Raw genomic sequence first — 23,368 nt, 5'->3', positions numbered from 1 at the left:
ACTTTCCGCCGTTCTGGCCGGGCACCAAAAACTGTCCGGCCACCGCTTGGGTATAGTGCAGCGTTGGTTTCCCCTTTCGCAACACAAACAGTTATCTGGAGATTACCGTGGCCTACGAAACGATTGAAGTCCGCGTCGAAGCTGAAAAGGTCGGCGTCATCACGCTGAACCGCCCCAAGGCCTTGAACGCGCTCAACGACCAACTCATGAACGAGCTGGGCGACGCGCTGCGCGCTTTCGAAGCGGACGAAAAGATCGGCTGCATCATCCTGACCGGCAGCGAAAAGGCGTTCGCCGCAGGCGCGGACATCGGCGCCATGGCCAAGTACAGTTTTGCCGATGCCTACAAGGGCGACTACATCACCCGCAACTGGGAACAGATCCGCAACATCCGCAAGCCCGTGATCGCCGCAGTGGCCGGCTACGCCCTCGGCGGCGGCTGCGAACTTGCGATGATGTGCGACTTCATCATCGCCGCCGACAACGCCAAGTTCGGCCAGCCTGAAATCAAGCTCGGCGTGATCCCCGGCGCAGGCGGCACCCAGCGCCTGCCCCGCGCGGTGGGCAAGTCCAAGGCCATGGACATGGCTCTGACCGGCCGCATGATGGACGCCACCGAAGCCGAACGCTCGGGCCTCGTGAGCCGCGTCGTGGCACTCGACAAGCTGATGGAAGAAGCCCTCGGCGCCGCCATCATCATCAGCGGCTTCTCGCAGATCGCCGTCATGGCCGCCAAGGAAACCGTCAACCGCGCGTTCGAAGGCACGCTCTCCGATGGCCTGATGTTCGAGCGCCGTCTGTTCCACGCGCTGTTTGCGACTGAAGATCAGAAGGAAGGCATGGATGCCTTCGTGAACAAGCGTCAGGCTGCGTTCAAGCATCTCTGATCGACTTGCCCTGTACACCTCTCCAAGGTGAGCGCCACCTGCAGTGATGCGGTGGCGTTTTTTTGTGTGTTGCTTTGGTTGAGGGTGGAGGCCGGGAGTTCCGCCCGGCGGCGGAGTAACTTTTCGCTTGCGCGCGAAAAGTCACCAAAAGCGCGCTTTTGAATACGGGGTCACGCGGCAGAACTCGCTTTGCGCTTCGCGCGCCGCTCGGGCAACCGCCGCGAGTCAGAATTTTCATAAGAGGTGTGTTCGGCACTTCGCTTCGCTCGTGTCGATCATCTCGCGACTTCGCGAGATGCGGTTGCGCCAGTGTTGTGCGGCTTTTGATTTCTCGAGGGATCAACGTCGTTCAAAAGAGCAGCGGGCATGTAGTGCCCAACCCAGCTCTGCAAGCACCCCGGCACGAGCGAAGCAACGTGCCGCAACACCTCTTCCAAACTGATTTCCGGCGGTTGCCCGAGCGGAGTGACGAAGGAACGCAGCGAGTTCCGCCGGAGGTATTGAAAGCGCGTTTTTGATTACTTTTTGCGCGCAAGCAAAAAGTGATTGCCCCGCCGGGGGCAGTCCCGGCCTCCGCCCTCAAAAAGACCCCACCGAATGAATCGCTCAAATAAGAAGACGATCAACGCGCCCAATTCATCACTCACACAGAGCAACCAAGACAGAAAACAATTGACACACATACATGCAAAAAGAATCCTTCACCGAAGCAACAAGCAAGCAGCCGAGCGAAGAATTCCTACGACCTCGAATTCATAGGCTATAATATTTGTCTCTGGTCGTATAGCTCAGTTGGTTAGAGCGCAGCATTCATAATGCTGATGTCGAAGGTTCAAGTCCCTCTACGACCACCAGTCAAGCAAAGCCCGCAGTGCCTCACGGCAGTGCGGGCTTCGTGGGTCAAGGTCGTATAGCTCAGTTGGTTAGAGCGCAGCATTCATAATGCTGATGTCGAAGGTTCAAGTCCCTCTACGACCACCAGTCAAAAGCCGTTGAGCGCAAGCCCAACGGCTTTTTTCTTTGCGCTCTGCTAGATACTCATCAGGTCGCAACAGCCGCGCCGCGTGGCGGTCACACGCGCTCGACCTCAGCCTTGGCGCGCTTGAGTTTCAGAGGCGAAACTCCTTTGGCCGGTGCAGCGGGCGCACTCGTCGACATGGGCTCGATCGGCTTGAGCGTATGCAGGTCCAGCAGCGTGAAGTGGCCGCGTCCGCCGCGCCAGCCGCCGGTGTCGATGAACATCACGTTGCCCAATGTCTGCACCTCGTCCAGCGTGGTGTGTCCGTGGATCAGCGCCCGCACGTTGGCCACGGGCTGCTCGCAGCGGCGCGCAAAGCGGTCGCGCGACCAGAGACAGGCGTCGACGGCCGAGGCGGGCAGATGAAAGCTGCGGATGTCGTCCCAGTCCTCGAACGGATATCCCGCGTGCACCAGTCCCACCGGGCCATCGCGGGTTTCCACTTCCATCGCGAGCGGCAACGCGCCAAGCCGATCGGCGATGGCGTTGAGTTCGGGCTCGCTCAGGGAGAGCATCCAGTCGCCGCCGTGGCGCATGTGGTCGACATCGGGCATGGGGTCGCCGCTGGCGGTGCGGCAGACCAGTTGCTCGTGGTTGCCGCAGATCGCGTGGAACCACGGTTTGTCGAGCCATTCGAGCACCCGGTGCGACTCGGGGCCGCGGTCCACCAGATCACCGACCGAGAACAGACGATCACGGATCGGATTGAAGTCGATGGCTCGCAGCGCGTTCTGCAGCGCAGTGAAGCTCCCGTGGATGTCGCCGACCGCTATGTCCCGCCCAATCCGATTCAGGGAAAAGCGCACCAGCTGACAGGAGGAGGCGGGCAAGGCGGAAAACGCGAAATCGGACATGCAAGAAATGTACATTGAGTAACACTCAGTGCGCCATTGTTTCGCGCAAACCAACTTCGTCAATATTGGCAATAACTGTTTCCTCAAGAGAGGCATGTGGTTTCAGCTGCGGCTATTTGGCGACAAACTGGACGGATTTGCGCTGGCAAGCCGCGCCGCCTTCGGCCGCATGTTCCCTCGCGGCTAAAATCGCCCCACTCTTCAGCCTCTGGATGTACACCATGAACCGCTGCAACAAGCCCCACTGTCCTTCCTGCTCCTCGGCCAGCGTCCGCCGGCTCGCCGCCGCCACGCTGTGCGCGGCGCTCGCCATGGGCACCGTGCCCGCCGCCGTCGCGCAGGTGATGGAACACTCCGTCGCCCGCAACTTCCCACCCGCGTCAAAGCGCGGCGACCTCGTCGTCGCCAGCACGGTCGAGGCCAAGGTGGACAGCGACGTGTACCGGCTGGCTCCCGGCCTGCGCATCTTCAATCAGCAGAACCAGCTGGTGTTCGCGCACTCGGTGATCGGCCAGAAGCTCGACGTGCGCTATCTCATCGAGCCCAGCACCGGCATGCTGCAGACCGCATGGATCCTCACCAGCACCGAGCTGGCCAAGGAACCCAAGCGCGGCTGGTTCAAGTAAGCAAGCCTGCCTCGCCTCCATACCGGACTGACCGAGGTCGCCGCTCGTGGCGCTTCGGACCCGTACCCATTTGAAGAGATCATCGGTTGATTCATGGCGCTGGCCGTCCTGCCTGCCGCTCCCATCGCAGCGACAACGCTGAAACAGCGCTGCGATATCCGCAGGTGAAGGCATTGCAGCCGCGGCATCCACCCACCCCCACGCACACACAGAATTCGAGAGACCGCCATGTCCAAAAAAGTTTTCATCAAGACCTTCGGCTGCCAGATGAACGAGTACGACTCGGACAAGATGGCCGACGTGCTCGGCGCCGCCCAGGGCTACGAGCCCACCACCAACATGGACGAGGCCGACCTCATCCTTTTCAACACCTGCTCGGTGCGTGAAAAAGCGCAGGAAAAAGTGTTCAGCGATCTCGGTCGCGTCAAGCACCTCAAGGAAAAAGGCGTGCTGATCGGCGTGGGCGGCTGCGTCGCGAGCCAGGAAGGCGAGGAGATCATCAAGCGCGCGCCCTATGTGGACGTGGTGTTCGGCCCGCAGACGCTGCACCGCCTGCCCGAGCTGCTGAACGCACGTTCGACCAAGGCCAAGCCGCAGGTGGACATCTCCTTTCCAGAGATCGAGAAGTTCGACCACCTGCCGCCCGCACGCGTCGAGGGCGCGACCGCGTTCGTCTCGATCATGGAAGGCTGCTCCAAGTACTGCAGCTACTGCGTCGTGCCCTACACGCGCGGCGAAGAAGTGAGCCGCCCATTTGAAGACGTGCTGGTGGAAGTGGCGGGCCTCGCCGATCAGGGCGTGAAGGAAATCAACCTGCTTGGCCAGAACGTGAATGCCTATCTCGGCAAAATGGGCGACACCAGCGAGATCGCCGACTTCGCGATGCTGCTCGAATACGTGTCCGACATTCCCGGCATCGAGCGCATTCGCTACACCACCAGCCATCCCAACGAATTCACGCCGCGCCTGATCGAGGCATACGCCAAGCTGCCCAAGCTGGTGAACCACCTGCATCTGCCCGTGCAGCACGGCAGCGACAAGATTCTCATGGCGATGAAGCGCGGCTACACCGCCATGGAATACAAGAGCACGGTGCGCAAGCTGCGCGCCATCCGGCCCGATCTGGCGATGAGCAGCGACTTCATCGTGGGCTTTCCCGGCGAGACGGAAGAAGACTTCCAGAAGATGATGAAGCTGATTCACGATGTCCGCTTCGACAACTCCTTCAGCTTCATCTTCAGCCCACGCCCCGGCACGCCCGCAGCCAATCTGCACGACGACACGCCACACGACGTGAAGCTGCGCCGTCTGCAAGAGCTGCAAGCCGTCATCAACCAGAACATCAAGGACATCAGCGAAGAGCGCGTGGGCACCGTGCAGCGCCTGCTGGTGGAAGGCATCTCCAAGCGCGACGGCAGCGAACTCATGGGCCGCACGGAATGCAACCGCGTGGTGAACTTCCCCGGCAATGCGCGACTGATCGGTCAACTGATCGACGTGCGCATCACCGAGGCCAAGACCTATACGCTGCGCGGTGAAGTAGTGACCAGCGAGACCGTCGCAGCCTGAGCCACGCGCGGCTGGATGATCAGCCGCGCCGCACGGCAGTTCCGGCATTCAAGGCGCAGGCTGTGGATGCCACCGGGGCGGGTGATTGTTTCTGCGGCAATCTGCTCGCCCGAGTTGCGGCGGGGGATGATCTTGTCGCGGCCGCGTGCGGCGGCTTCAATTGCAGTGGAGGGGGTTGCCTTTGCTGCGGTGCTGGCGGCAGAGGCCGGGAGTTCCGCCCGGCGGCGGAGTACCTTTTTGGTCTTGCCCAAAAAGGCACCAAAAATGCGCTCTTCAATACCCGCGGCAGAACTCGCTTTGCGCTTCGCGCGCCGCTCGGGCAACCGCCGCGAGCTAGATGTTCACTCGGAGGTGTGTTCGGCACGTCGCTGCGCTCGTGCCGGGCATCTCGCGACTTCGCGAGATGCTGGGGTGCCAGCGCTGCGCGATTTTTGATTTGCTCGCTGGATCAACGTCACTCAAAAGAACAGTGGGCGTCTGCCCCCCCCACCCAACTCCGCAAACACCCCGGCACGAGCGAAGCAACGTGCCGCAACCACCTCTTCCAAACTGATTTCCGGCGGTTGTCCGAGCGGCGCGCGCAGCGCAAAGCGAGTTCCGCCGGAGGTATTGAAAGCGCGTTTTTGATTACTTTTTGCGCGCAAGCAAAAAGTGATTGCCCCGCCGGGGGCAGTCCCGGCCCCTGACCCCAACCACCCAGCAGTAGCCGAAAAAACACCTCAGCAACGACGTTCGGCAAGAAACGTCGAAAAGATCAGAACGGCATTTTGGGCATGCCACCGCCACCCATCATGTTCTTCATGCCCTTCATCCCCCCCATGCGCTTCATCATCTTCATGAGACCGCCGCCCTTCATCTTCTTCATCATGGTCTGCATCTGCTCGAATTCCTTGAGCAGGCGATTCACTTCCTGAACCTGCACACCCGCGCCATCAGCAATACGCTTCTTGCGCGTAGCCTTGATGAGCGCAGGATGCTTGCGCTCCTTCATCGTCATCGAACAGATAATGCCTTCCTTGCGACGCACTTCGCGCTCGGCCTTGTCCATATCGACCTGACCGGCCTTGCCCGCGAGCTCTGAGGGCAGCTTGTCCATCAGCGTGGAAAGACCGCCCATCTGCTTCATCTGCTGCAGCTGCGCCAAAAAGTCGTTCAGATCAAAACCGTCGCCAGACTTGACCTTTTCGGCCAGCTTCTGCGCGGCTTCCATGTCCACGCCCTTGGTGACCTGCTCGACCAAGGCGACGATGTCGCCCATGCCGAGCACGCGCTGGGCGTGGCGGGTGGCGTCGAATACTTCGAGGCCGTCGATCTTTTCCGAGACACCCGCAAACTTGATCGGCGCGCCCGTGATCTGGCGCACCGACAGCGCCGCACCGCCGCGCGAGTCGCCGTCGAGCTTGGTGAGCACGATGCCAGTGAGCGGCAGCGCCTCCTTGAAGGCCTTGGCGGTGTTGATCGCGTCCTGGCCCTGCATGGCGTCGACCACGAACAGGGTTTCGACGGGCTTCAGGATGCCGTGCAGGTCCTTGATTTCCTGCATCAGCAGTTCATCGATGGCCAGGCGGCCGGCCGTGTCGACCAGCAGCACGTCGAAATAGTGCTTTTTGGCGTAGTCGAGCGCCGCCAGCGCGATGTCGCGCGGCTTCTGGTCGGGCGAGGAAGGGAACCATTCGGCCCCCGCCTGCGCGGTCACGGTCTTGAGCTGCTCGATGGCGGCCGGGCGGTACACGTCGCCCGACACCGTCAGCACCTTCTTCTTGCGCTTGTCGATCAGGTGCTTGGCGAGCTTGGCGGTGGTCGTGGTTTTACCGGCGCCCTGCAGACCGGCCATGAGGATGACGGCGGGAGGCTGGGCGTTCAGATTGATGTCGGAGATGCCCTCACCCATGGTGGCGGCGAGTTCGGCATTGACGATGCCCACCAGCGCCTGACCGGGTTTGAGGCTGCCGAGAACTTCCTGACCGAGCGCCTTTTCCTTGACGCGGGCGACGAAGTCCCGCACCACGGGCAGCGCCACGTCGGCCTCAAGCAGCGCCATGCGCACTTCGCGCAGCATGTCCTGCACGTTGGATTCGGTGATGCGGGCCTGGCCACGCATCTCCTTGACGAGTCGTGATAATTTATCGGTGAGCGCGGAAGCCATGCGAATGCTCCAAGGGCAGCATTCCTGCCATCAGGCGCAGGATGCTGCAATGTTTGGCCCGACGAACGCGGGCGAAAGGCTAAACTGTAAGTCTATGATTTTACCCAGTGCTTCACCACTCGGATGGCTATTGGCCTTGGCGACGGCTGTGGCCTATGTGATCTCAGCCGTTGCGGGCTCGAAATTTTCCCCGTCTCAGGCCCGCATGGCGCTGATCGCGGCCTGGGTGTTGCACGGCGCCTCCATCGCCTGGGGCCTGATGGGCGCGGCTCCCCATTTCGGATTCGCCTCCGCGCTCTCGATGACCGCCTGGCTGATGCTGGTCGCCTATCTGGTGGAGCGCCAGTTCTTTCCGCAGCTGCGCGCGCTCTGGGTGCTGTCCCTGCTCGGTGCGGCCATTGTGCTGCTCGCCGCGCTGTTTCCGGGCAAGCCGCTGCATGCGCTGTCGTCGCCCTGGTTGCCACTGCACCTCACGCTGGGCATCGCCTCCTATGGTCTGTTCGCCGCCGCCGTCGTGCATGCCTGGCTGATGACGCGCGCCGAAAAGCAGATCCGCCTCGCCGCTGATTCCCCAAGCGGCATGCCGCTGCTCACGCTGGAGCGCCTGACCTTCCGCTTCGTGACGGCGGGCTTCGTGGTGCTGACAGCCACGCTGATCGCGGGCTGGTTCTTCGGCGAGGTGCTGTATGGCCGCGCCTGGGTCTGGGACCACAAATCGGTGTTCTCGGTGCTCTCGTGGATCACCTTCGCCGTGCTGCTGATCGGCCGCTCGCGCTTCGGCTGGCGCGGCCACAGCGCCGTGCGCATGCTGTACGCGGGCGCGGCGTTGCTGCTGCTCGCCTATGCCGGATCACGCTTCGTGATGGAAGTGCTGCTGGTGCGCGCCGGGGCCTGAACGAACATGAAATACCTTCTCGTCCTGATCGTACTGATCGTCGCCTACAACATCTGGCGCAAGAACCGCATCGACAGCGGCACCGCCAAACCTCCCCATCGCAACCCGACGAACGCCCCCCCGCGCATTCCACAGGAGATGGTGCCCTGCGCGCGCTGCGGCCTGATGATGCCCAAGACCGAAGCGCTCGAGCAAGGCGGCAGGCATTACTGCAGCGCCGACCACCAGCGCCAGGGTCCGGCCTGAGTCGCCGCCATCGGATCTAGACAAATTCGTGCTCCACAGTCCCCGCACCAACAACAACACGTTTCTGCGCATCTGGCTCGCATTCCTGAACGGCCGGGTGATGGTCGCGCTCCTGCTGGCCATGCAGCAGGGCGCTGGGCTGATCTGGCATGTGCCCACCCATCCCGACACGCTGGCAGCCGCCCTTGGCTACCTGGCGCTGACGCTGGCCGTGCGCATCGTCTCGCGCACCGTGCCATCGCCCCAGCCGGGCGTGCAGTGGCTGCCCACCATCGGCGTGGACATCGTCATCTTCAGCTTTCTGCAGTTCATGGGCAGCGACACCCTGAGCTTCACCCCGCTCTTTGCGCTGCCGGTGCTGATGGCCGGGATGCTGGGCTCGCTGATGACGGCGCTGGGCACCACCTCGCTGATCACCATCGTGATGCTCGCGGCAGCCCTGTTCGCCGACCAGAAGAACCAAGGCGATCCGGTCCAGCGCTATATACAGGCGGCGCTCACCGGCGTCGGTTTCTTCATCGTCACCTATCTGGCGCACCAGCTCTCGGTCAAGCTGCGCTCCGAACACGCGATCGCGCAGCGCAGCCGCATGGCCGCACAGACGCAGGAAGACGTGAGCGCACTCGTGATGCAGCATCTGGCCGAGGGTGTGCTGGTGATGGACCACCAGAGCCAGGTGCGGCTGGTCAACCCGTCGGCACGGCTGCTGATGGGCGACGCGATTGCGGGCACCATGCCTTTTGATCTGCGCCCGCTGGTCAACTGGTCGCCGCTGCTGGATCTGGTGCGCCTGACCTTCGTGAGCGGCACGCAGCAATCGGCCGACATCGACATCGTCCATCCCGGCCACAGCCCCATGGGTCTGCGCGCCCGCACCTGGCTGACCACGCACCAGCACTTCCGCTCGACAAGCGTCGCAGCCGATGCCGCCGCGGAGCCGCTGTGCGTGGTTTTTCTGCAGGACCTGCGCGAGATGGAGGCGCGGCTGCGCACCGAGAAGCTCGCCGCGATGGGGCGCATGTCGGCCGCCGTGGCGCACGAGATCCGCAATCCGCTGGCCGCCATCATCCAGGCCAACGCATTGCTCGACGAGGATCTGAGCGACCCCATGCAGCGGCGCCTCAGCCAGATGGTCAAGCAGAACGCAGAGCGGCTCACCCGCATCACCGAGGAGGTGCTGGACATCGCCCGCGTGCGCCACCAGATCGACAACGTGCCCGCCTCGGCCATCGAGCTTGATGCCACCGTCAGCCTGATCGTCGGCGACTGGCAGGCGCACGACGTGCAGCGCCGCCATGCGCTGCTCTCGCTGAGCACGTCGGGCATGCAGGTGAATTTCGACATCGACCATCTGCGCCGCGTGCTCGTCAATCTCATGGACAACGCGCTGCGCTACATGGGTCCGCACCCGGACTCGATGACCATCCACACCGGCACCACGCCCGACGGGCTCGCCTATGTCGAAGTCTGGAGCGACGGCGCGCCGCTCGAGCAATCGGTGGAGCAGCATCTGTTCGAGCCGTTCTTCTCCTCGGAAAACCGCTCGAGCGGACTCGGCCTCTACATCAGCAGAGAACTGTGCAGCCGCCACGGCGCATCCATCCGCTACGAACGCCGCCCCCAGACCCTGCATCGCGGCGAGATCGAGGGCAACGCCTTCATCGTCACCTTCCGCAAATCGCTGCAGCTTCCGGGAACGCCTTCTCTTTTTGACACAATCATGGTTTGAGACTCCAACGAACACATGCCTGCATACGCCGCCTCCATACTGGTCATTGATGACGAACCCGATCTGAGAACGCTCTACGAGCTCACGCTCCTGCGCGAGGGCTATCGCGTCGAAACGGCCGGCTCAGTGGAAGAGGCGCGCCAGCAGCTGCGCGTGCAGCAGTTCGACGTGGTGATCTCCGACATGCGCCTGCCCGACGGATACGGTATGGAGGTGCTGCTGCATCTGCGCGAGTCCCAGCGGCGCGAGCGCTGCGTGGTGATGACCGCGTACGGCTCGGCGGAGAACGCGGTGGAGGCGCTGCGCGCGGGCGCATTCGACTATCTGACCAAACCGGTGGATCTCAAGCAGTTCCGCTCGGTGGTGGCATCCGCCGTGCAGGGCACGAGCGGCGTTCCTGCCCCCGGTCAACCGGCGGCCAACCAGCGATCTCAAGACGCCGAAAACAGGTCCGCCACCGAGGGCGACTCGTCCTCCGCGTCCCCGGTGCTGCGCCAGTTGATCGGTGAGTCCGAGGCGATGCGCAACGTCAAGCAGCGCATCGCCAAGGTCGCGCGCAGCATGGCGCCCGTGCTGGTGCGCGGCGAGTCCGGCACCGGCAAGGAACTGGTGGCGCGCGCGCTGCACGGCAGCAGCCAGCGCTCGGACGGTCCGATGATCGCGGTGAACTGCAGCGCGATTCCCGAGAATCTGCTCGAGGCGGAATTCTTCGGTGCGCGCAAGGGCTCGTACACCGGCGCGACGGCGGATCGCGAAGGCTTCTTTCAGGCCGCGCAGGGCGGCACGCTGTTCCTCGACGAGATCGGCGATCTGCCGCTCGCCATGCAGTCCAAGCTGCTGCGCGCCATCCAGGAGCGCAGCATCCGGCCTCTCGGCGCGACGCAGGAAGAGACCGTCGACGTGCGCATCGTGAGCGCCACCCACAAGGATCTGGCCGCCGAGGTGCAGGCCGGCAACTTCCGTCAGGATCTGTACTATCGCCTCAATGTCATCGAGCTGCTGATCCCGCCGCTGCGCGAGCGCCGCGAGGATCTGCCCGACCTGTGCCGCGCGCTGCTGCAGCGCATTGAGCAGGATTCGGGCGTGCCCGTGCCGCGTCTCACCGACAACGCGCTGCGACGCATCGCCCAGCATCCGCTGCCCGGCAACGTGCGTGAGCTGGAGAACCTGCTGCACCGCGCGGTCGCGCTCAGCGATGGCGACGAGCTGTTCGTCGATCCGCCCGCTGCCGGCGCCATGCAGATGCCCGAGCCCGCCCCAGCGCCTGCGGTGCCCATGCCGTCATCACCCGCCGCCATCATGAAGAGCGATGCGGGCACAAGCACGGGCACAAGCACGGAGATGCTGCCCGCGGGCTCCCCGCCCCCCTATCCGGCCAACACGGAGCTGCCGAACGATCTTCAGGCCTGGCTCGACAAGCAGGAGCGGGACATCCTCGTGCGCGCGCTGCGCGAGTCCGGCTTCAACCGCACGGCGACGGCAGCGCGTCTGGGCATCAGCCTGCGCCAGATCCGCTACCGCATCGAGCGCCTCAACATCTCCGAAGCCGAAGGCGGCACGGACCATGTCGACAGCGAGTAGGCCAGCAAGCGTGACGCAACGTGAGTGGCGGGGCGGCTGGTACGTCAGGGCCCGCCGCGTCGAATCGCCCAACCACGGCCCGCGACCTGCGGGCGCCGAGATCGACCTCGTCGTCGTGCACTCCATCAGCCTGCCGCCGGGCCAGTATGGAACGGGCGACATCGAGCGCCTCTTTACCAACAAACTCGACTGGGATGCGGATCCCTACTTCAACACCATACGCGGCATAGAGGTTTCCAGTCACTTCGTGATCGACAGAAGTGGGACAATCACGCAGTTCGTCGACTGTGATCGGCGCGCGTGGCATGCCGGTCGTTCGCACTGGCGAGCACGTGACAACTGCAATGACGACTCGATCGGCATTGAACTGGAAGGATTGGAAGGCGAGAGTTTCACGAAGGCGCAATACACCGCGCTGACCATGCTGTGCAGGGATCTTGCACGGCGCTATTCGATCCGCTACATCGCCGGGCATGAGCACATTGCGCCCACGCGCAAGGGCGATCCCGGAGCCGGATTCGAGTGGCGAGAAATGCGAAACAATTTGTGTGATCTGGGTTGGTGGTTTCCACTACCCCCCTAGCAACCGTCACCCCTCTGTGGTTTTCACGGACAGCCCTCTCCGGTTTATTTCCCACTCCGTTTTTTCCCGATGCATGCGGGCTAGCGGAGCGTATTGCCGGATAGATCGCATCAACTGGTGATTCCCGTTCGCAAACACCGTCAGCACACACGTCGCGCACCGGCACGAGGGGCCTTTGAAGACCTCGAATTGTCAACTTCGTCCGAAGGCCACCCTGCAGCGGATACACTACAGGTAGTGTCTTGATGACTTCGGACACCCCAGATATAGTGTGTCACGGCAACCAGTGATACATCACACCCGAAGGCCCCTGCAGCTTGGTACCACGCCTGCACACCCGCCTTCGACCGCAATACAAGAGGACTACATGCAAGCTGTACAGACCCCAGCCAATGAGGTGAGCCCTGCGCTCGCGAAATCCACTTCTTCCGCTGCCGCGAAGGCTCCGGCGATCGCCGGCAACTACGCCCAGTTCCAGATCATCCGCCGCAATGGCGCCGTGGTTCCGTTCGAACCACAGAAGATCGCCGTGGCGATGATGAAGGCGTTTCTGGCCACCCATGGCGCGCAGGGCGCCGCGTCGGCCAGCATCCGCGAAGTCGTGGACAACCTCACGCAGGCGGTCGTACATGCCCTGACCCGCTCGCGTCCGGGCGGCGGCACCTTCCACATCGAAGACGTGCAGGACCAGGTCGAACTCGGCCTGATGCGCGGTGGCCATCACGAAGTCGCTCGCGCTTACGTGCTGTACCGCGAAGCCCGCAAGCAGGAGCGTGCCGAGCGCCGCGAACAACTGCTGCCGCAAGTGCCGACCATGCACGTGCTGGAAAACGGCCAGCGCGTGGAACTCGACGTGCTGCGCCTGCACGCGCTGATCGAGGCCGCCTGCGCCAACATCGGTGAACATGTGACGGCCGCGCCCATCGTGACCGAAACGATGCGCAACCTGTACGACGGCGTGCCGATGGACGAAGTGTTCAAGGCCGCGATTCTGGCCGCGCGCACCAAGATCGAAAAGGACCCCGGCTACACCTACGCCACCGCCCGCCTGCTGCTGCACACGATCGTGCGCGAGATTCTGGGCCGCGACGTGACGCCTGCAGAAATGCCTGCCGCCTATGCCGCGTACTTCCCGCAATTCATCCAGAAGGGCGTGGACAACGAGCTGCTGGACGAGCGCCTCGCCAAGGAATTCGATCTGCCGCGCCTCGCCGCGGCACTCAAGGCCGAACGCGACCAGCAGTTCGACTACCTCGGTCTGCAGACGCTGTACGACCGCTACTTCCTGCACGTGCGCAAGACCCGCATCGAACTGCCTCAGGCGTTTTTCATGCGCGTCGCCATGGGCCTGTCGCTCAACGAGGCCGACAAGAACGCCCGCGCCATCGAGTTCTACGAAGTGCTGTCGTCGTTCGACTTCATGTCCTCGACACCCACGCTGTTCAACAGCGGCACGCTGCGCTCGCAACTCTCGTCGTGCTATCTGACGACCGTGCCGGACCATCTGGACGGCATCTATGAGTCGATCAAGGAAAACGCCCTGCTCTCCAAATTCGCGGGCGGCCTCGGCAACGACTGGACACGCGTGCGCGCGCTCGGCTCGCACATCAAGGGCACGAACGGCGAATCGCAGGGCGTGGTTCCGTTCCTCAAGGTGGTGAACGACACGGCCGTCGCCGTGAACCAGGGCGGCAAGCGCAAGGGCGCGGTCTGCACCTATCTGGAAACCTGGCATCTGGACATCGAGGAATTCCTCGAGCTGCGCAAGAACACCGGCGACGACCGCCGCCGCACGCACGACATGAACACGGCGAACTGGATTCCCGATCTGTTCATGAAGCGCGTAATGGAAAAGGGTGCGTGGACCTTGTTCAGCCCCGCCGATGTGCCCGATCTGCACGACCTGTATGGCGGCGCGTTCGAGAAGGCCTACTCCGCCTATGAAGCCAAGGCGGCATCGGGCGAAATCCGTCTGTCCAAGCAAGTGCCTGCCGTCGATCTGTGGCGCAAGATGCTCTCGATGCTGTTCGAGACCGGCCACCCATGGATCACGTTCAAGGATCCTTGCAACATCCGCTCGCCACAGCAACACGTGGGCGTGGTGCACTCGTCCAACCTGTGCACGGAAATCACGCTGAACACCAGCGACACCGAAACCGCCGTCTGCAACCTCGGCTCGGTGAACCTGTCACGCCACATCACGAACGGCAAGATCGACCACGACAAGCTGAAGAAGACGATCAGCACCGCGATGCGCATGCTCGACAACGTCATCGACATCAACTACTACGCAGTGCAGAAGGCCAAGGACTCCAACATGCGCCACCGTCCGGTGGGCATGGGCCTGATGGCGTTCCAGGACGCGCTCTACGAAATGCGCATCCCCTACGCCAGCGACGCCGCCGTGCAGTTCGCAGACGAGTCGATGGAAGCCATCTGCTACTACGCCTACTTCGCATCGAGCGAACTGGCCAAGGAGCGCGGCACCTATTCGACCTACGACGGCTCGCTGTGGTCGCGCGGCATTCTGCCCATCGACTCGGTGGAACTGCTGGCCAAGGAGCGCGGCGGCTACGTCGAAGTGGACCGTTCGTCGACGCTCGACTGGGAAGCCCTGCGCAAGAAGATCGCCAAGGACGGCATGCGCAACTCCAACTGCGTGGCCATCGCTCCTACCGCGACCATCTCCAACATCGTCGGCGTGGACGCATCGATCGAGCCATCGTTCGGCAACCTGTCGGTGAAGTCGAATCTCTCGGGCGAGTTCACCGTCGTCAACCAATACCTGGTGCGCGATCTGCAGCGCCTCGGTCTGTGGGACGACGTGATGGTGATGGACCTGAAGCACTTCAAGGGCTCGCTGCAACCGATCGATCGCGTGCCGCAGGAAGTGAAGGACCTGTACGCCACCGCGTTTGAAGTTTCGCCGACATGGTTGGTCGAAGCCGCATCGCGTCGCCAGAAATGGATCGATCAAGCGCAGAGTCTGAACATCTACATGGCCGGCGCATCGGGCAAAAAGCTCGACGAGACCTACAAGCTCGCATGGGTTCGTGGTCTTAAAACCACGTACTACCTGCGCACGCAATCCGCGACGCACGTGGAGATGAGCACGGTGAGTGGTCGTCAGCTCAACGCGGTGTCCAACGGCAGTGAGCAAAATTCTGCTGCAGCCTCGAAAGCCGCGCCAGTCAACGCTTTGGAGGCAGCAGCCGCTGCCGCGCGCGCACAAAGCGAAAGCGTTCCGGCCACCGACATCAAGTTCTGCGCGATCGATGATCCGGGCTGCGAGGCCTGCCAATAAGGCGTTTTGCGCGCGTGTTTGAAGTGCTTCGCATCTTCACGCGCGCGCCTCTGCGCAAAATATTTGGCGAAGCAACGCCGCAGCGCTTTTCTTTTTGAGTCGCTGCTTTCATAATTCGAGCACTGGAAAACGTATGCTGACCTGGGACGAAGAAGTCAAGCCCTCATCGCAAAATCAAACGGAAGGCGGTTCACAAGACAACCGCCTCGGGTCAACGCCCGCTCTTCAAACCGTTGCCTCCACATCTTCGACGGGCGTCGCACCAGCCGCGACGACACCAGCACCCGCCGCTCACAAGCGCGTGAATGCCGCGGACAAGCGCATCATCAACGCCAAGACCGACGTCAACCAGCTGGTCCCCTTCAAGTACAAGTGGGCCTGGGAAAAATACCTCGCCACCTGCGCCAATCACTGGATGCCGCAGGAAGTGAACATGACGCGCGACATCGCGTTGTGGAAAGATCCGAATGGCCTGACCGAAGACGAACGCCGCATCGTCAAGCGCAACCTCGGCTTCTTCGTGACCGCCGATTCGCTGGCCGCCAACAACATCGTGCTGGGCACCTACCGCCACATCACCGCGCCCGAGTGCCGCCAGTTCCTGCTGCGCCAGGCGTTCGAAGAAGCGATCCACACGCACGCCTATCAGTACATCGTCGAATCGCTCGGCCTCGACGAGTCCGAGATCTTCAACGCGTACAACGAAGTCAAGTCGATCCGCGACAAGGACGAGTTCCTGATCCCGTTCATCGAAGCGATCATGGATCCGGAATTCCACACCGGCACGCCCGAGACCGACCAGACGCTGCTGAAGTCGCTGATCGTCTTCGCCTGCCTGATGGAAGGCCTGTTCTTCTACGTCGGCTTCACGCAGATCCTCGCGCTGGGCCGCCAGAACAAGATGACCGGCGCCGCCGAGCAATATCAATACATCCTGCGCGACGAGTCGATGCACTGCAATTTCGGCATCGACCTGATCAACCAGCTCAAGCTCGAGAACCCGCACCTGTGGACGCCCGAGTTCAAGGAAGAGATCAAGGGCCTGTTCCAGAAGGCCGTGGAACTCGAATACGCGTATGCCGAAGACACCATGCCGCGCGGCGTGCTGGGTCTGAACGCATCGATGTTCAAGAGCTACCTGCGCTACATCGCCAACCGTCGTGCGACGCAGATTGGCCTCGAAGCGTTGTTCCCCAATGAAGAAAATCCGTTCCCCTGGATGAGCGAGATGATCGACTTGAAGAAAGAACGCAACTTCTTCGAGACCCGGGTCATCGAGTACCAATCCGGTGGAGCCTTGTCCTGGGACTGATGGATCATCCGATTGCAGCAGGACATGTCTTTCAACCACACCCTCACCAACCCAGCGCCCGCACGAGGCGCGGTGTGGGGGTGTTACCGTATTTGTGGCAGTGAGATGGACATCCAACATCCCGGTGCCATGAATCGCTCTGTGTCCAAAGTAGACACGGGGTGCTCTTTGCTAATCGACCCAAGGAGAAAATGATGGCAACTGCGAAGAAGACCGCTGCTAAGAAGGCAGCTCCTGCAAAGAAAGCAACCGTGGCCAAGAAGGCTGCTCCTGCAAAGAAGGCAGCTCCAGCCAAGAAGGCCGTAGCTGCGAAGAAGGCAGCTCCAGCCAAGAAGGCCGTAGCCGCCAAGAAGGCAGCTCCAGCCAAGAAGGCCGTAGCCGCGAAGAAGGCAGCTCCAGCCAAGAAGGCCGTAGCCGCGAAGAAGGCAGCTCCAGCCAAGAAGGCCGTAGCCGCGAAGAAGGCAGCTCCAGCCAAGAAGGCCGTAGCCGCCAAGAAGGCAGCTCCAGCCAAGAAGGCCGTAGCCGCAAAGAAGGCAGCTCCAGCCAAGAAGGCCGTGGCCGCGAAGAAGGCAGCTCCAGCCAAGAAGGCCGTGGCCGCCAAGAAGGCAGCCCCAGCCAAGAAGGCCGCAGCTCCAGCCAAGAAGGCTGCTGCCGCGAAGAAGCCCGCTGCCGCCAAGAAGGCCGTAGCTGCGAAGAAGCCGGTTGCTGCAAAGAAGCCTGCTGCCAAGAAGGCTTCGAAGAAGGCTGCCGCCAAGCCTGCCGCTGCTGCCCCTGCAGCCGCTGCTGCCGCTCCAGCTGCACAGACCACGCTGAATCCTCAAGCTGCGTGGCCTTTCCCGACAGGCGGCAAGCCCTAATCAGGCAAGCTTCCTTTCAGGAAACAGCTAAGCCCGGTGTGAAAGCACCGGGCTTTTTTCGTCCCGGTCAGATGCATTTCCTCTCATGCTTCAGCGGTTCATTGTTGGTACATCATGGATTTGCGCATGAAGCTCGGCATGCAGGAGCGGGCCAACGAAGTGCACAAGGCGCTCGAACAAGCACCACAACGGCGCAATGGACCGTAGCGTGAGGCGTCGCCGACGCAGATCAGTACTTCAACTTCAGTACGGCAAGGAGGCGCAACGAAGCGAGATGGCCCATTTCGCCGCCTCAAAACGATTGACCCATCGCTGCCGAGGGCGGTGTCACGATCAAAGACTGCACGCGGAAAAAAAAGTGCACACCGTCTGGCACGCTCCTGTTTTCCAAGAAGATTTCATTTCTTGCGGATCAGACTGCCCGCCATCAGCACCAGCATGCCTACGCCGAGGAGCAGCATCGCCCAGAGGCTGTACTTCTTCCAGTCGCGCGCCGACGCATCCTTGATCGCTGCGGACTGCGCATCCGCTGTCGCCTTTGCCATGTTGAACGGCGCAAGCGACGCGCGGCCCCACACGGGTGGCTTGTCTTCGTTGTAGCCGGGAATCAGCACATTCAGCGGCAGATCGGCCGCGCGTGCCTTCTCGTTGCCAAACGCCAGTTCGTACGGAGCCTTGCCGCGCGCGAGAAACACCAGTCGGCTCGACGGCATGGCCACGCTCAGGCGTGGCGCCTGGTCGCCAAGACCCGCACCGCGGCTGTCGGCACGCAGACGCAACTCGTTGACCGGCTCGAAGCTCGGGATCTCCAGCTCGTCGACCTGCACCGTGCGTCCATCGACGGGCAAGCGATACAGCACGCCACGCGCCAGCGGCCGCCAGTAGCTGTCCTGACGCTCGCGGCGCCGGGATGCCTGCGTGGGCGTGGTCTTCGTCACATCCCGCCCTGACAGCTCGACCGGCGCAACGGTGTACGCCACGTCCTCGGAGAGCGCGAAGCGCACCCGTTGCAGCGGCAGTGACTGCGGAAGCTGCCAGCGGTACTCACCCTCTTTCTCCAGCCGGCCCGCAATGGGCTCGGACCAGGAAAGCGGCGTGGGAGAACGGGTCCGTGTGCTGCCGAGCAGGCGAACGCTCTTCACGTCCACCGCTGCCGCATCGCGCGGCCAGAGCAGCCGCAGATAGCGGGCCTTCTGACCGGGCAATTTGACTTCGCTGACATCCAGACGCTCCCCCTCGAAGCTCATGTGCGCGATCTGGCCGCTGCCCCAGTGATTCCAGCGCTGCAGATCATCACTGGCCTCGATGCTGAAGCTCTGAAAGCCCTCGCCGCCGCCGCTCCAGTCCAGCTGCAGCCGCTCGAGTGGAAGATCGATCCTGCTCGCGTCGATCAGCCAGCCATGCACCTTGCCCTGCTGATCCCCGCTTGCAACGGTGGCGGGACGCGCAGTGCGCAGCTCGACGATGGTTCCGTTCTGCTGGATACGGATGTCGGGCTGCGCCGCGCCCGCCGACACGGGCATGCGCAGTGGGAACAACCGCACCGGTCCACCGTCACGCAGCGTGCTTGTGGCGGGCGCGGCCGCGTCGGTCACCAGTGCGAAAGGTACGCTCTCGCCAGCCGCATCGAACACACGCAGGTCTCGCAGATCGGCGTGCGACGCCGACATCCGAACCCCCATGGGGATCTCCACGCCCCACCACGGGCCATCGCCCTGCAGAGTGAGCGGCAGGCGCTGACCGAAATCCGCAGACTGCTCCTTGCCGACGACGCTCGTGGAGAGCCCGGCACCGACCACCAGCGAACAGGCCAAACGGACGAACAGGGCACGCATCATGCAATCACTTTCTCAGGCTGGTCGAGGTTTGCCGACTGCTCCCGGCGCGGCGGCAATGGTGAGAAGTATCCGACCACCAGCAGCAGCACCCCCACTCCGATGAAAGAAATGATGCGCTCGAGGCTGCCGCTGTTGCCCAGCTCGATGAAGAACATCTTTACCACGACGAGGCCGACCAGTGTCGCGCCCGTCATCCACAGATCGCGACGCACGAGGCGCGTTCCCGCGATGGTCAGCGCGAGCGCGGACAGGGTCCAGACCAGCGACAGCCCCGCCTGCACCAGCATCGAGTTGCCAAGGGCCTGCGCGTCGAACGCCACGCCGAACAGATGGTGCGCGGCGCGGCAGACCATCATCGTGAGCAGCGCGAAGATCGACGCGCCCGCGATCACCTGCCGCAGCAAGTTGAGCAGGCTCTTGTTGGGGACGACGTCATCAAGGCAGTGGGCGCTCCAGCGATACAGCGCGAACAGCACGATCAACAGGCCGATCTCCAGCGGATTCACCAGCGGCAAGAACGGCAGCGGCCGCGCCGCCCCGTCGCTGAGCAGATTCGCGAGCCAGAACCAGCACAGCATGACCAGCGCGACGGGCGCGGCGGCATACAGCCGGTACTCGCGCGCAAAGTCACGCACCGGCCAGGGCAAACGCAGACGGCTCGCCATCAGCAGCAGATAGGCGCTCGGCACCAGCGCCCAGCCCAGCCAGCGCCAGGCGTTGTACGGCTCGGCCAGCAGCGCGAAGAGATGGCGCATCTCGAGCGCAAGCACGCCCATCAGCAACCAGCAGCCCAGCACATGCGCGGCGCTCTGCAGTCGCGCGGGCAGAAGCGGCGGGAGCATGCGCAGCGAAAGCAGGTGCACCGCGAACAGCAGCGGCCATGCCGCCCAGCGCCAGTCGGCGAAAGGCTCCAGATCGGACAGCCAGAGGCTGACGAGCACCATCAATCCACAGGGCGCAAGCATGAGACAGAGGCTTGCGAGCTCGCGCCAGCGCACGCGCCGCGCGACCAGCCCCCAGACCGCCACCGTGGCGGAGGCCAGCGCGAGCGAGACCGAGTCGCGCAAAGCGAGCGGCACGAAGCGGACGTTTTCGCAAAGCACGGCAAACGCCCACCACGCCGCGCCCCAGAGCATCAACCCCGTCGACAGATTGAGCAGACCGAGTCCGCCAAGGGCAAGATCCTGCTCCTGTGCGCTGGACTTGCGCAGCCGCCATGCGCCGATGAGCGCCGCGATGCCGATCAACGCGGGCGTCCAGAAGCCGCTGTGCGCAAGCGGCCGAAGGCCCTCGGCCGCCACGCCCTGCAACATCGCCGGAGCCGCAGCGCTCAGGAAAGCCGCACCGCCAAACACCTGCAGCGCGACGCCGAAGTAGAAGCCCAAGCGCTGCCCCAGCTGCAGGCCCAGCCAGAGAATGACCAGCCCGCTCGCCGCCCAGACGGCGCTCGCGGTGCGCCACGGCAGCACGAACAGCACCGCCAGATTGACGAACACCAGCCCGAGCAGCAGCACCAGATTCACACCACGCACCAGTGCCGTGTCCTGCTTGACGTGCGGATCGCGCACCGCCAGCACCATGCCCGCGATCATCGCAAGGCCGATGAGCATGGCGCTGAGCAGCCCCTGCCAACCCGAGGCGAGCACACCGCCCTGCCCGTCGCTCGCATCCATGTTCAGGAAGAACAGAATCCCGCCGAGAATCTGCACGCCGAATGCGCAGAACAGGAAGGTGCGCGACACAAGCCGCAGCCCCGCGTACAGCGTGGCGAGCCCGGCCACCGCCCACGCCATCGCGGTGTGGTTCGCGCCGAAGCTCAGCGGTGCGATCAGGTAGAGAGACGACAGCCCGAGCACCGCAAGCGCAGGCGTGACTCTGGGCTCGAAGCCCGCGAGCACCTCACGCGGCGCGCGACGCAACTGCAGAAAGCTGAACAGAAAGGCCGCGCCCACCATCAGCGCGCCCAGCGGCGCACCATTGAGCAGCGTCTGACCACCCAACCGGATTTCGCTGAGAAACGCACAGGCCGCCGCGACCTGCAGAAACAGCGCGAACATGCGCGCCACGAGGCGTCGCTGGCGCAGTCCCAGCCAGAAGATGCCCGCGCCCTCGACCGCCCAGGCAGCTGCCGTCCAGCGCGCATCAAGCGCAAGCGGAATCGCCAGCGTGCCGAAGATCACGCCGAGCGCGAGATACACCTCCATCAGCAGCGAGGTCCGCCTGGCCGCCACGCCGCCATGCATCACGCGCGCCAGCACCATGTAGAACAGGCCCAGCGCCAACGCGCTGAACGCCATGCCGAACTCGATATGGCCGATGATCGCGCACTGCAGGCCGAAGCCGACGATGGGCGGGCCGAACAGCACGGTCGCATCGATGTAGTCCGCCTGCCGCACCGACCAGCGCAGCAGCGCGTGGCGATCCTGCGGCGCCGTGGCCGCATCGATCAGCCTGCGCCGCGCGAACAGCAGGCCGATGCCCACATACATCAGGAAGAAAAGAATCAAAAACGGCTCGGTGCTCGCGAACAGTTCGGGCCTGTAGGAGCGCATGCCCCATGCGAATCCGATGCCGAAGGTGCCGACGAAGCCAATCAGATTGAGCAGACGCCATGCGCGGAACCAAGCGATCGCGAAGATGCCGGCGTTCAGCAGCGCGAAGTAGCTGAACAGCGCCACATGGTTGCCGCTGCCGGTCGACGTGAGAATCGGCGCGGCGAATCCACCGAGCACCGCGACCACCGCCAACCCCATCGCGCTTTGCAGCACCGCGAGCATGGCGAGGCAGGCGGTCACCACGATCAGCAGCACCAGCGCCACGCCGGGCGAGATCAGCGGATGCAGACGCATCGCCGCGAAGATCGTGAGATACAGCACCGCGATGCCCGTGCCCTGCAGAATCAGCCCGTACGCGGTGCGCTTGTCGCGCAGCCGCCAGCCGATGGCCAGCAGCACGAAGGCCGCGAACGCCACCCCCGCGTAGCGATACTCGACCGGCAGCGACACCCGCTCCGACGCATAGCGCAGCAGAAACGCAAGGCCGAAGAACAGCAGCACCACGCCGATGCGCAAAACCGTGTTGCCACCGAACAGCCAACCCTTGGCGGCCAGAAACGCGCGCTCGAAAATCGTGGGGCCCGAAGGCACGGGTGCTTTGCGGATGGGCCTGGATGAACGTGCGGAGGCGGGAATCTCCTTTGGAATCTCTTTGGGAGTTTCTTTCGATATTTCTTGGAAGGTCGCTGACGGCGCAGCGGAAGCGCTCTTCTCGGCAGGCATGGCGGCGGCAGCCGTGGTGGTCTGCCAGAGATCGGTCGCTTGAACCGTTGCGGAGGTCGGCGGCGCGGCGGCCGTCACCGGCACGCCCCGTGCAGGCTCCTGCGTCGTCGGCGTCGCCTGCGGGATCGGCTCGGAATCAGGCCCCGGAGCGAACTCGAATGATGAAGCCCGCCCCCCCTCTGGCGGGACGGCACTGGTCTGGGTCGCAGTTTCTTCGCTCCCCGTCTGTGCTTCACGCTGGCGCTCGGCTCCCGACCCCAGCATGAACCGCTCGACCCGCCCCAGACGCTTGTGCATCACGTCGAGCTTCTTGCTCAGATCGTCGTTCTCCCGCCTCAGGCTTCGCACGATCCACACCAGACCCACGCCGAGGCCCGACAGCGCGCCGATCAGCGCCTCCCCCTCCAGCGCTCCGATCAGCCCTCCGACCAACATCAAGATCCATTGCATGGGTTTGAGTCTTTCAACGAATGGAATGCTGGAGCCAGCCCGCGAGCCCAGCCCGTGCCGCACATCCCGTCTCCATGTGAACACGTGCAAACAGTATATCGATACGTCAGTTTCAATTGCTGCAAACAATCCACTGCCGCTGTTCCAAAAAAAAAGCCGCCCTGCCTTTGAATGGCAGGGCGGCTTGGTGTGGCG

The 23,368-nt window shown here is 63.3% G+C and carries 15 protein-coding genes, 2 tRNA genes and 1 pseudogene; 14 read left to right on the top strand and 4 right to left on the bottom strand.

What is annotated here, in order from left to right; translation table 11 throughout:
- Window positions 1–107 precede the first annotated feature (107 nt).
- From ISG32_RS01545 to ISG32_RS01535, 3 genes are all read left to right on the top strand, one after another.
- A complete protein-coding gene (locus ISG32_RS01545; protein ID WP_194769258.1) occupies window positions 108–887 on the top strand; it encodes an enoyl-CoA hydratase in 780 nt (259 codons plus the stop codon).
- Window positions 888–1,664: 777 nt separating this feature from the next.
- A tRNA-Met gene (locus tag ISG32_RS01540) sits at window positions 1,665–1,741 on the top strand.
- A gap of 50 nt (window positions 1,742–1,791) precedes the next feature.
- Window positions 1,792–1,868: transfer RNA gene (locus ISG32_RS01535), tRNA-Met, on the top strand.
- A 90-nt stretch (window positions 1,869–1,958) separates the two neighbouring features.
- Here ISG32_RS01535 and ISG32_RS01530 read toward each other — a convergent pair.
- Window positions 1,959–2,774, bottom strand: coding sequence for a metallophosphoesterase (locus ISG32_RS01530; RefSeq protein WP_228529520.1), 816 nt, complete (start codon window positions 2,772–2,774; stop codon window positions 1,959–1,961).
- A 206-nt stretch (window positions 2,775–2,980) separates the two neighbouring features.
- Here ISG32_RS01530 and ISG32_RS01525 point away from each other — a divergent pair, with 206 nt between their 5' ends.
- From ISG32_RS01525 to ISG32_RS27480, 3 genes and pseudogenes are all read left to right on the top strand, one after another.
- Window positions 2,981–3,385: a hypothetical protein gene (locus ISG32_RS01525; protein ID WP_194769257.1), complete on the top strand. Its 405-nt coding sequence runs from the start codon at window positions 2,981–2,983 to the stop codon at window positions 3,383–3,385.
- A 228-nt stretch (window positions 3,386–3,613) separates the two neighbouring features.
- Window positions 3,614–4,954, top strand: a complete 1,341-nt coding sequence (gene miaB / locus ISG32_RS01520) for a tRNA (N6-isopentenyl adenosine(37)-C2)-methylthiotransferase MiaB (protein ID WP_194769256.1) — start codon at window positions 3,614–3,616, stop codon at window positions 4,952–4,954.
- Window positions 4,955–4,983: 29 nt separating this feature from the next.
- Window positions 4,984–5,100, top strand: a pseudogene (locus tag ISG32_RS27480) (PfkB family carbohydrate kinase); the annotation flags it as partial.
- A 608-nt stretch (window positions 5,101–5,708) separates the two neighbouring features.
- Here ISG32_RS27480 and ffh read toward each other — a convergent pair.
- A complete protein-coding gene (gene ffh / locus ISG32_RS01510; protein WP_194769255.1) occupies window positions 5,709–7,100 on the bottom strand; it encodes a signal recognition particle protein in 1,392 nt (463 codons plus the stop codon).
- 94 nt (window positions 7,101–7,194) lie between these two features.
- Here ffh and ISG32_RS01505 point away from each other — a divergent pair, with 94 nt between their 5' ends.
- The 8 genes from ISG32_RS01505 to ISG32_RS01470 all read left to right on the top strand — a co-directional run bounded on the left by ISG32_RS01505 (window position 7,195) and on the right by ISG32_RS01470 (window position 17,607).
- A complete protein-coding gene (locus ISG32_RS01505) occupies window positions 7,195–7,995 on the top strand; it encodes a cytochrome C assembly family protein (protein WP_194769254.1) in 801 nt (266 codons plus the stop codon).
- Between the two features lie 6 nt (window positions 7,996–8,001).
- Window positions 8,002–8,241 carry a PP0621 family protein gene (locus tag ISG32_RS01500; RefSeq protein WP_194769253.1) on the top strand — a complete coding sequence of 80 codons (240 nt, stop codon included), beginning with the start codon at window positions 8,002–8,004 and terminating at the stop codon, window positions 8,239–8,241.
- 28 nt (window positions 8,242–8,269) lie between these two features.
- Window positions 8,270–9,970, top strand: a complete 1,701-nt coding sequence (locus tag ISG32_RS01495) for a sensor histidine kinase (protein WP_323745879.1) — start codon at window positions 8,270–8,272, stop codon at window positions 9,968–9,970.
- A 15-nt stretch (window positions 9,971–9,985) separates the two neighbouring features.
- On the top strand, window positions 9,986–11,551 hold the full coding sequence (locus ISG32_RS01490) for a sigma-54-dependent transcriptional regulator (RefSeq protein WP_194769252.1): 1,566 nt from the start codon (window positions 9,986–9,988) through the stop codon (window positions 11,549–11,551).
- Window positions 11,535–12,134, top strand: coding sequence for a 1,6-anhydro-N-acetylmuramyl-L-alanine amidase AmpD (gene ampD / locus ISG32_RS01485; protein WP_194769251.1), 600 nt, complete (start codon window positions 11,535–11,537; stop codon window positions 12,132–12,134). The genes ISG32_RS01490 and ampD overlap by 17 nt, the downstream gene beginning before the upstream one ends.
- A gap of 367 nt (window positions 12,135–12,501) precedes the next feature.
- Window positions 12,502–15,438 carry a ribonucleoside-diphosphate reductase subunit alpha gene (locus ISG32_RS01480; RefSeq protein ID WP_194769250.1) on the top strand — a complete coding sequence of 979 codons (2,937 nt, stop codon included), beginning with the start codon at window positions 12,502–12,504 and terminating at the stop codon, window positions 15,436–15,438.
- A 133-nt stretch (window positions 15,439–15,571) separates the two neighbouring features.
- Window positions 15,572–16,750, top strand: a complete 1,179-nt coding sequence (locus tag ISG32_RS01475) for a ribonucleotide-diphosphate reductase subunit beta (RefSeq protein ID WP_194769249.1) — start codon at window positions 15,572–15,574, stop codon at window positions 16,748–16,750.
- Between the two features lie 194 nt (window positions 16,751–16,944).
- Window positions 16,945–17,607, top strand: coding sequence for a histone (locus ISG32_RS01470; RefSeq protein WP_194769248.1), 663 nt, complete (start codon window positions 16,945–16,947; stop codon window positions 17,605–17,607).
- Window positions 17,608–18,005: 398 nt separating this feature from the next.
- Here the strand turns inward: ISG32_RS01470 and ISG32_RS01465 are convergent, their stop codons facing one another.
- Both ISG32_RS01465 and ISG32_RS01460 read right to left on the bottom strand, forming a co-directional pair.
- Window positions 18,006–19,445 carry a DUF3999 domain-containing protein gene (locus ISG32_RS01465; RefSeq protein ID WP_194769247.1) on the bottom strand — a complete coding sequence of 480 codons (1,440 nt, stop codon included), beginning with the start codon at window positions 19,443–19,445 and terminating at the stop codon, window positions 18,006–18,008.
- Window positions 19,442–23,173 carry a DUF2339 domain-containing protein gene (locus tag ISG32_RS01460; protein ID WP_194769246.1) on the bottom strand — a complete coding sequence of 1,244 codons (3,732 nt, stop codon included), beginning with the start codon at window positions 23,171–23,173 and terminating at the stop codon, window positions 19,442–19,444. Before ISG32_RS01460 ends, ISG32_RS01465 begins: the two co-directional genes overlap by 4 nt.
- Window positions 23,174–23,368 lie beyond the last annotated feature (195 nt).

This window comes from Diaphorobacter caeni (assembly GCF_015354245.1).
Taxonomy (GTDB): Bacteria; Pseudomonadota; Gammaproteobacteria; order Burkholderiales; family Burkholderiaceae_C; genus Diaphorobacter_A; species Diaphorobacter_A caeni.
This window is presented reverse-complemented; position numbering and strand designations above follow the sequence as displayed.

Coding starts and splice junctions, on each gene's coding strand:
- ISG32_RS01530 (WP_228529520.1), bottom strand. CDS start 2,774: ATGTACATTTCTTGCATGTCCGATTTCGCGTTTTCCGCCTTGCCCGCC.
- ISG32_RS01525 (WP_194769257.1), top strand. CDS start 2,981: ATGAACCGCTGCAACAAGCCCCACTGTCCTTCCTGCTCCTCGGCCAGC.
- miaB (WP_194769256.1), top strand. CDS start 3,614: ATGTCCAAAAAAGTTTTCATCAAGACCTTCGGCTGCCAGATGAACGAG.
- ffh (WP_194769255.1), bottom strand. CDS start 7,100: ATGGCTTCCGCGCTCACCGATAAATTATCACGACTCGTCAAGGAGATG.
- ISG32_RS01505 (WP_194769254.1), top strand. CDS start 7,195: ATGATTTTACCCAGTGCTTCACCACTCGGATGGCTATTGGCCTTGGCG.
- ISG32_RS01500 (WP_194769253.1), top strand. CDS start 8,002: ATGAAATACCTTCTCGTCCTGATCGTACTGATCGTCGCCTACAACATC.
- ISG32_RS01490 (WP_194769252.1), top strand. CDS start 9,986: ATGCCTGCATACGCCGCCTCCATACTGGTCATTGATGACGAACCCGAT.
- ampD (WP_194769251.1), top strand. CDS start 11,535: ATGTCGACAGCGAGTAGGCCAGCAAGCGTGACGCAACGTGAGTGGCGG.
- ISG32_RS01480 (WP_194769250.1), top strand. CDS start 12,502: ATGCAAGCTGTACAGACCCCAGCCAATGAGGTGAGCCCTGCGCTCGCG.
- ISG32_RS01475 (WP_194769249.1), top strand. CDS start 15,572: ATGCTGACCTGGGACGAAGAAGTCAAGCCCTCATCGCAAAATCAAACG.
- ISG32_RS01470 (WP_194769248.1), top strand. CDS start 16,945: ATGGCAACTGCGAAGAAGACCGCTGCTAAGAAGGCAGCTCCTGCAAAG.
- ISG32_RS01465 (WP_194769247.1), bottom strand. CDS start 19,445: ATGATGCGTGCCCTGTTCGTCCGTTTGGCCTGTTCGCTGGTGGTCGGT.
- ISG32_RS01460 (WP_194769246.1), bottom strand. CDS start 23,173: ATGCAATGGATCTTGATGTTGGTCGGAGGGCTGATCGGAGCGCTGGAG.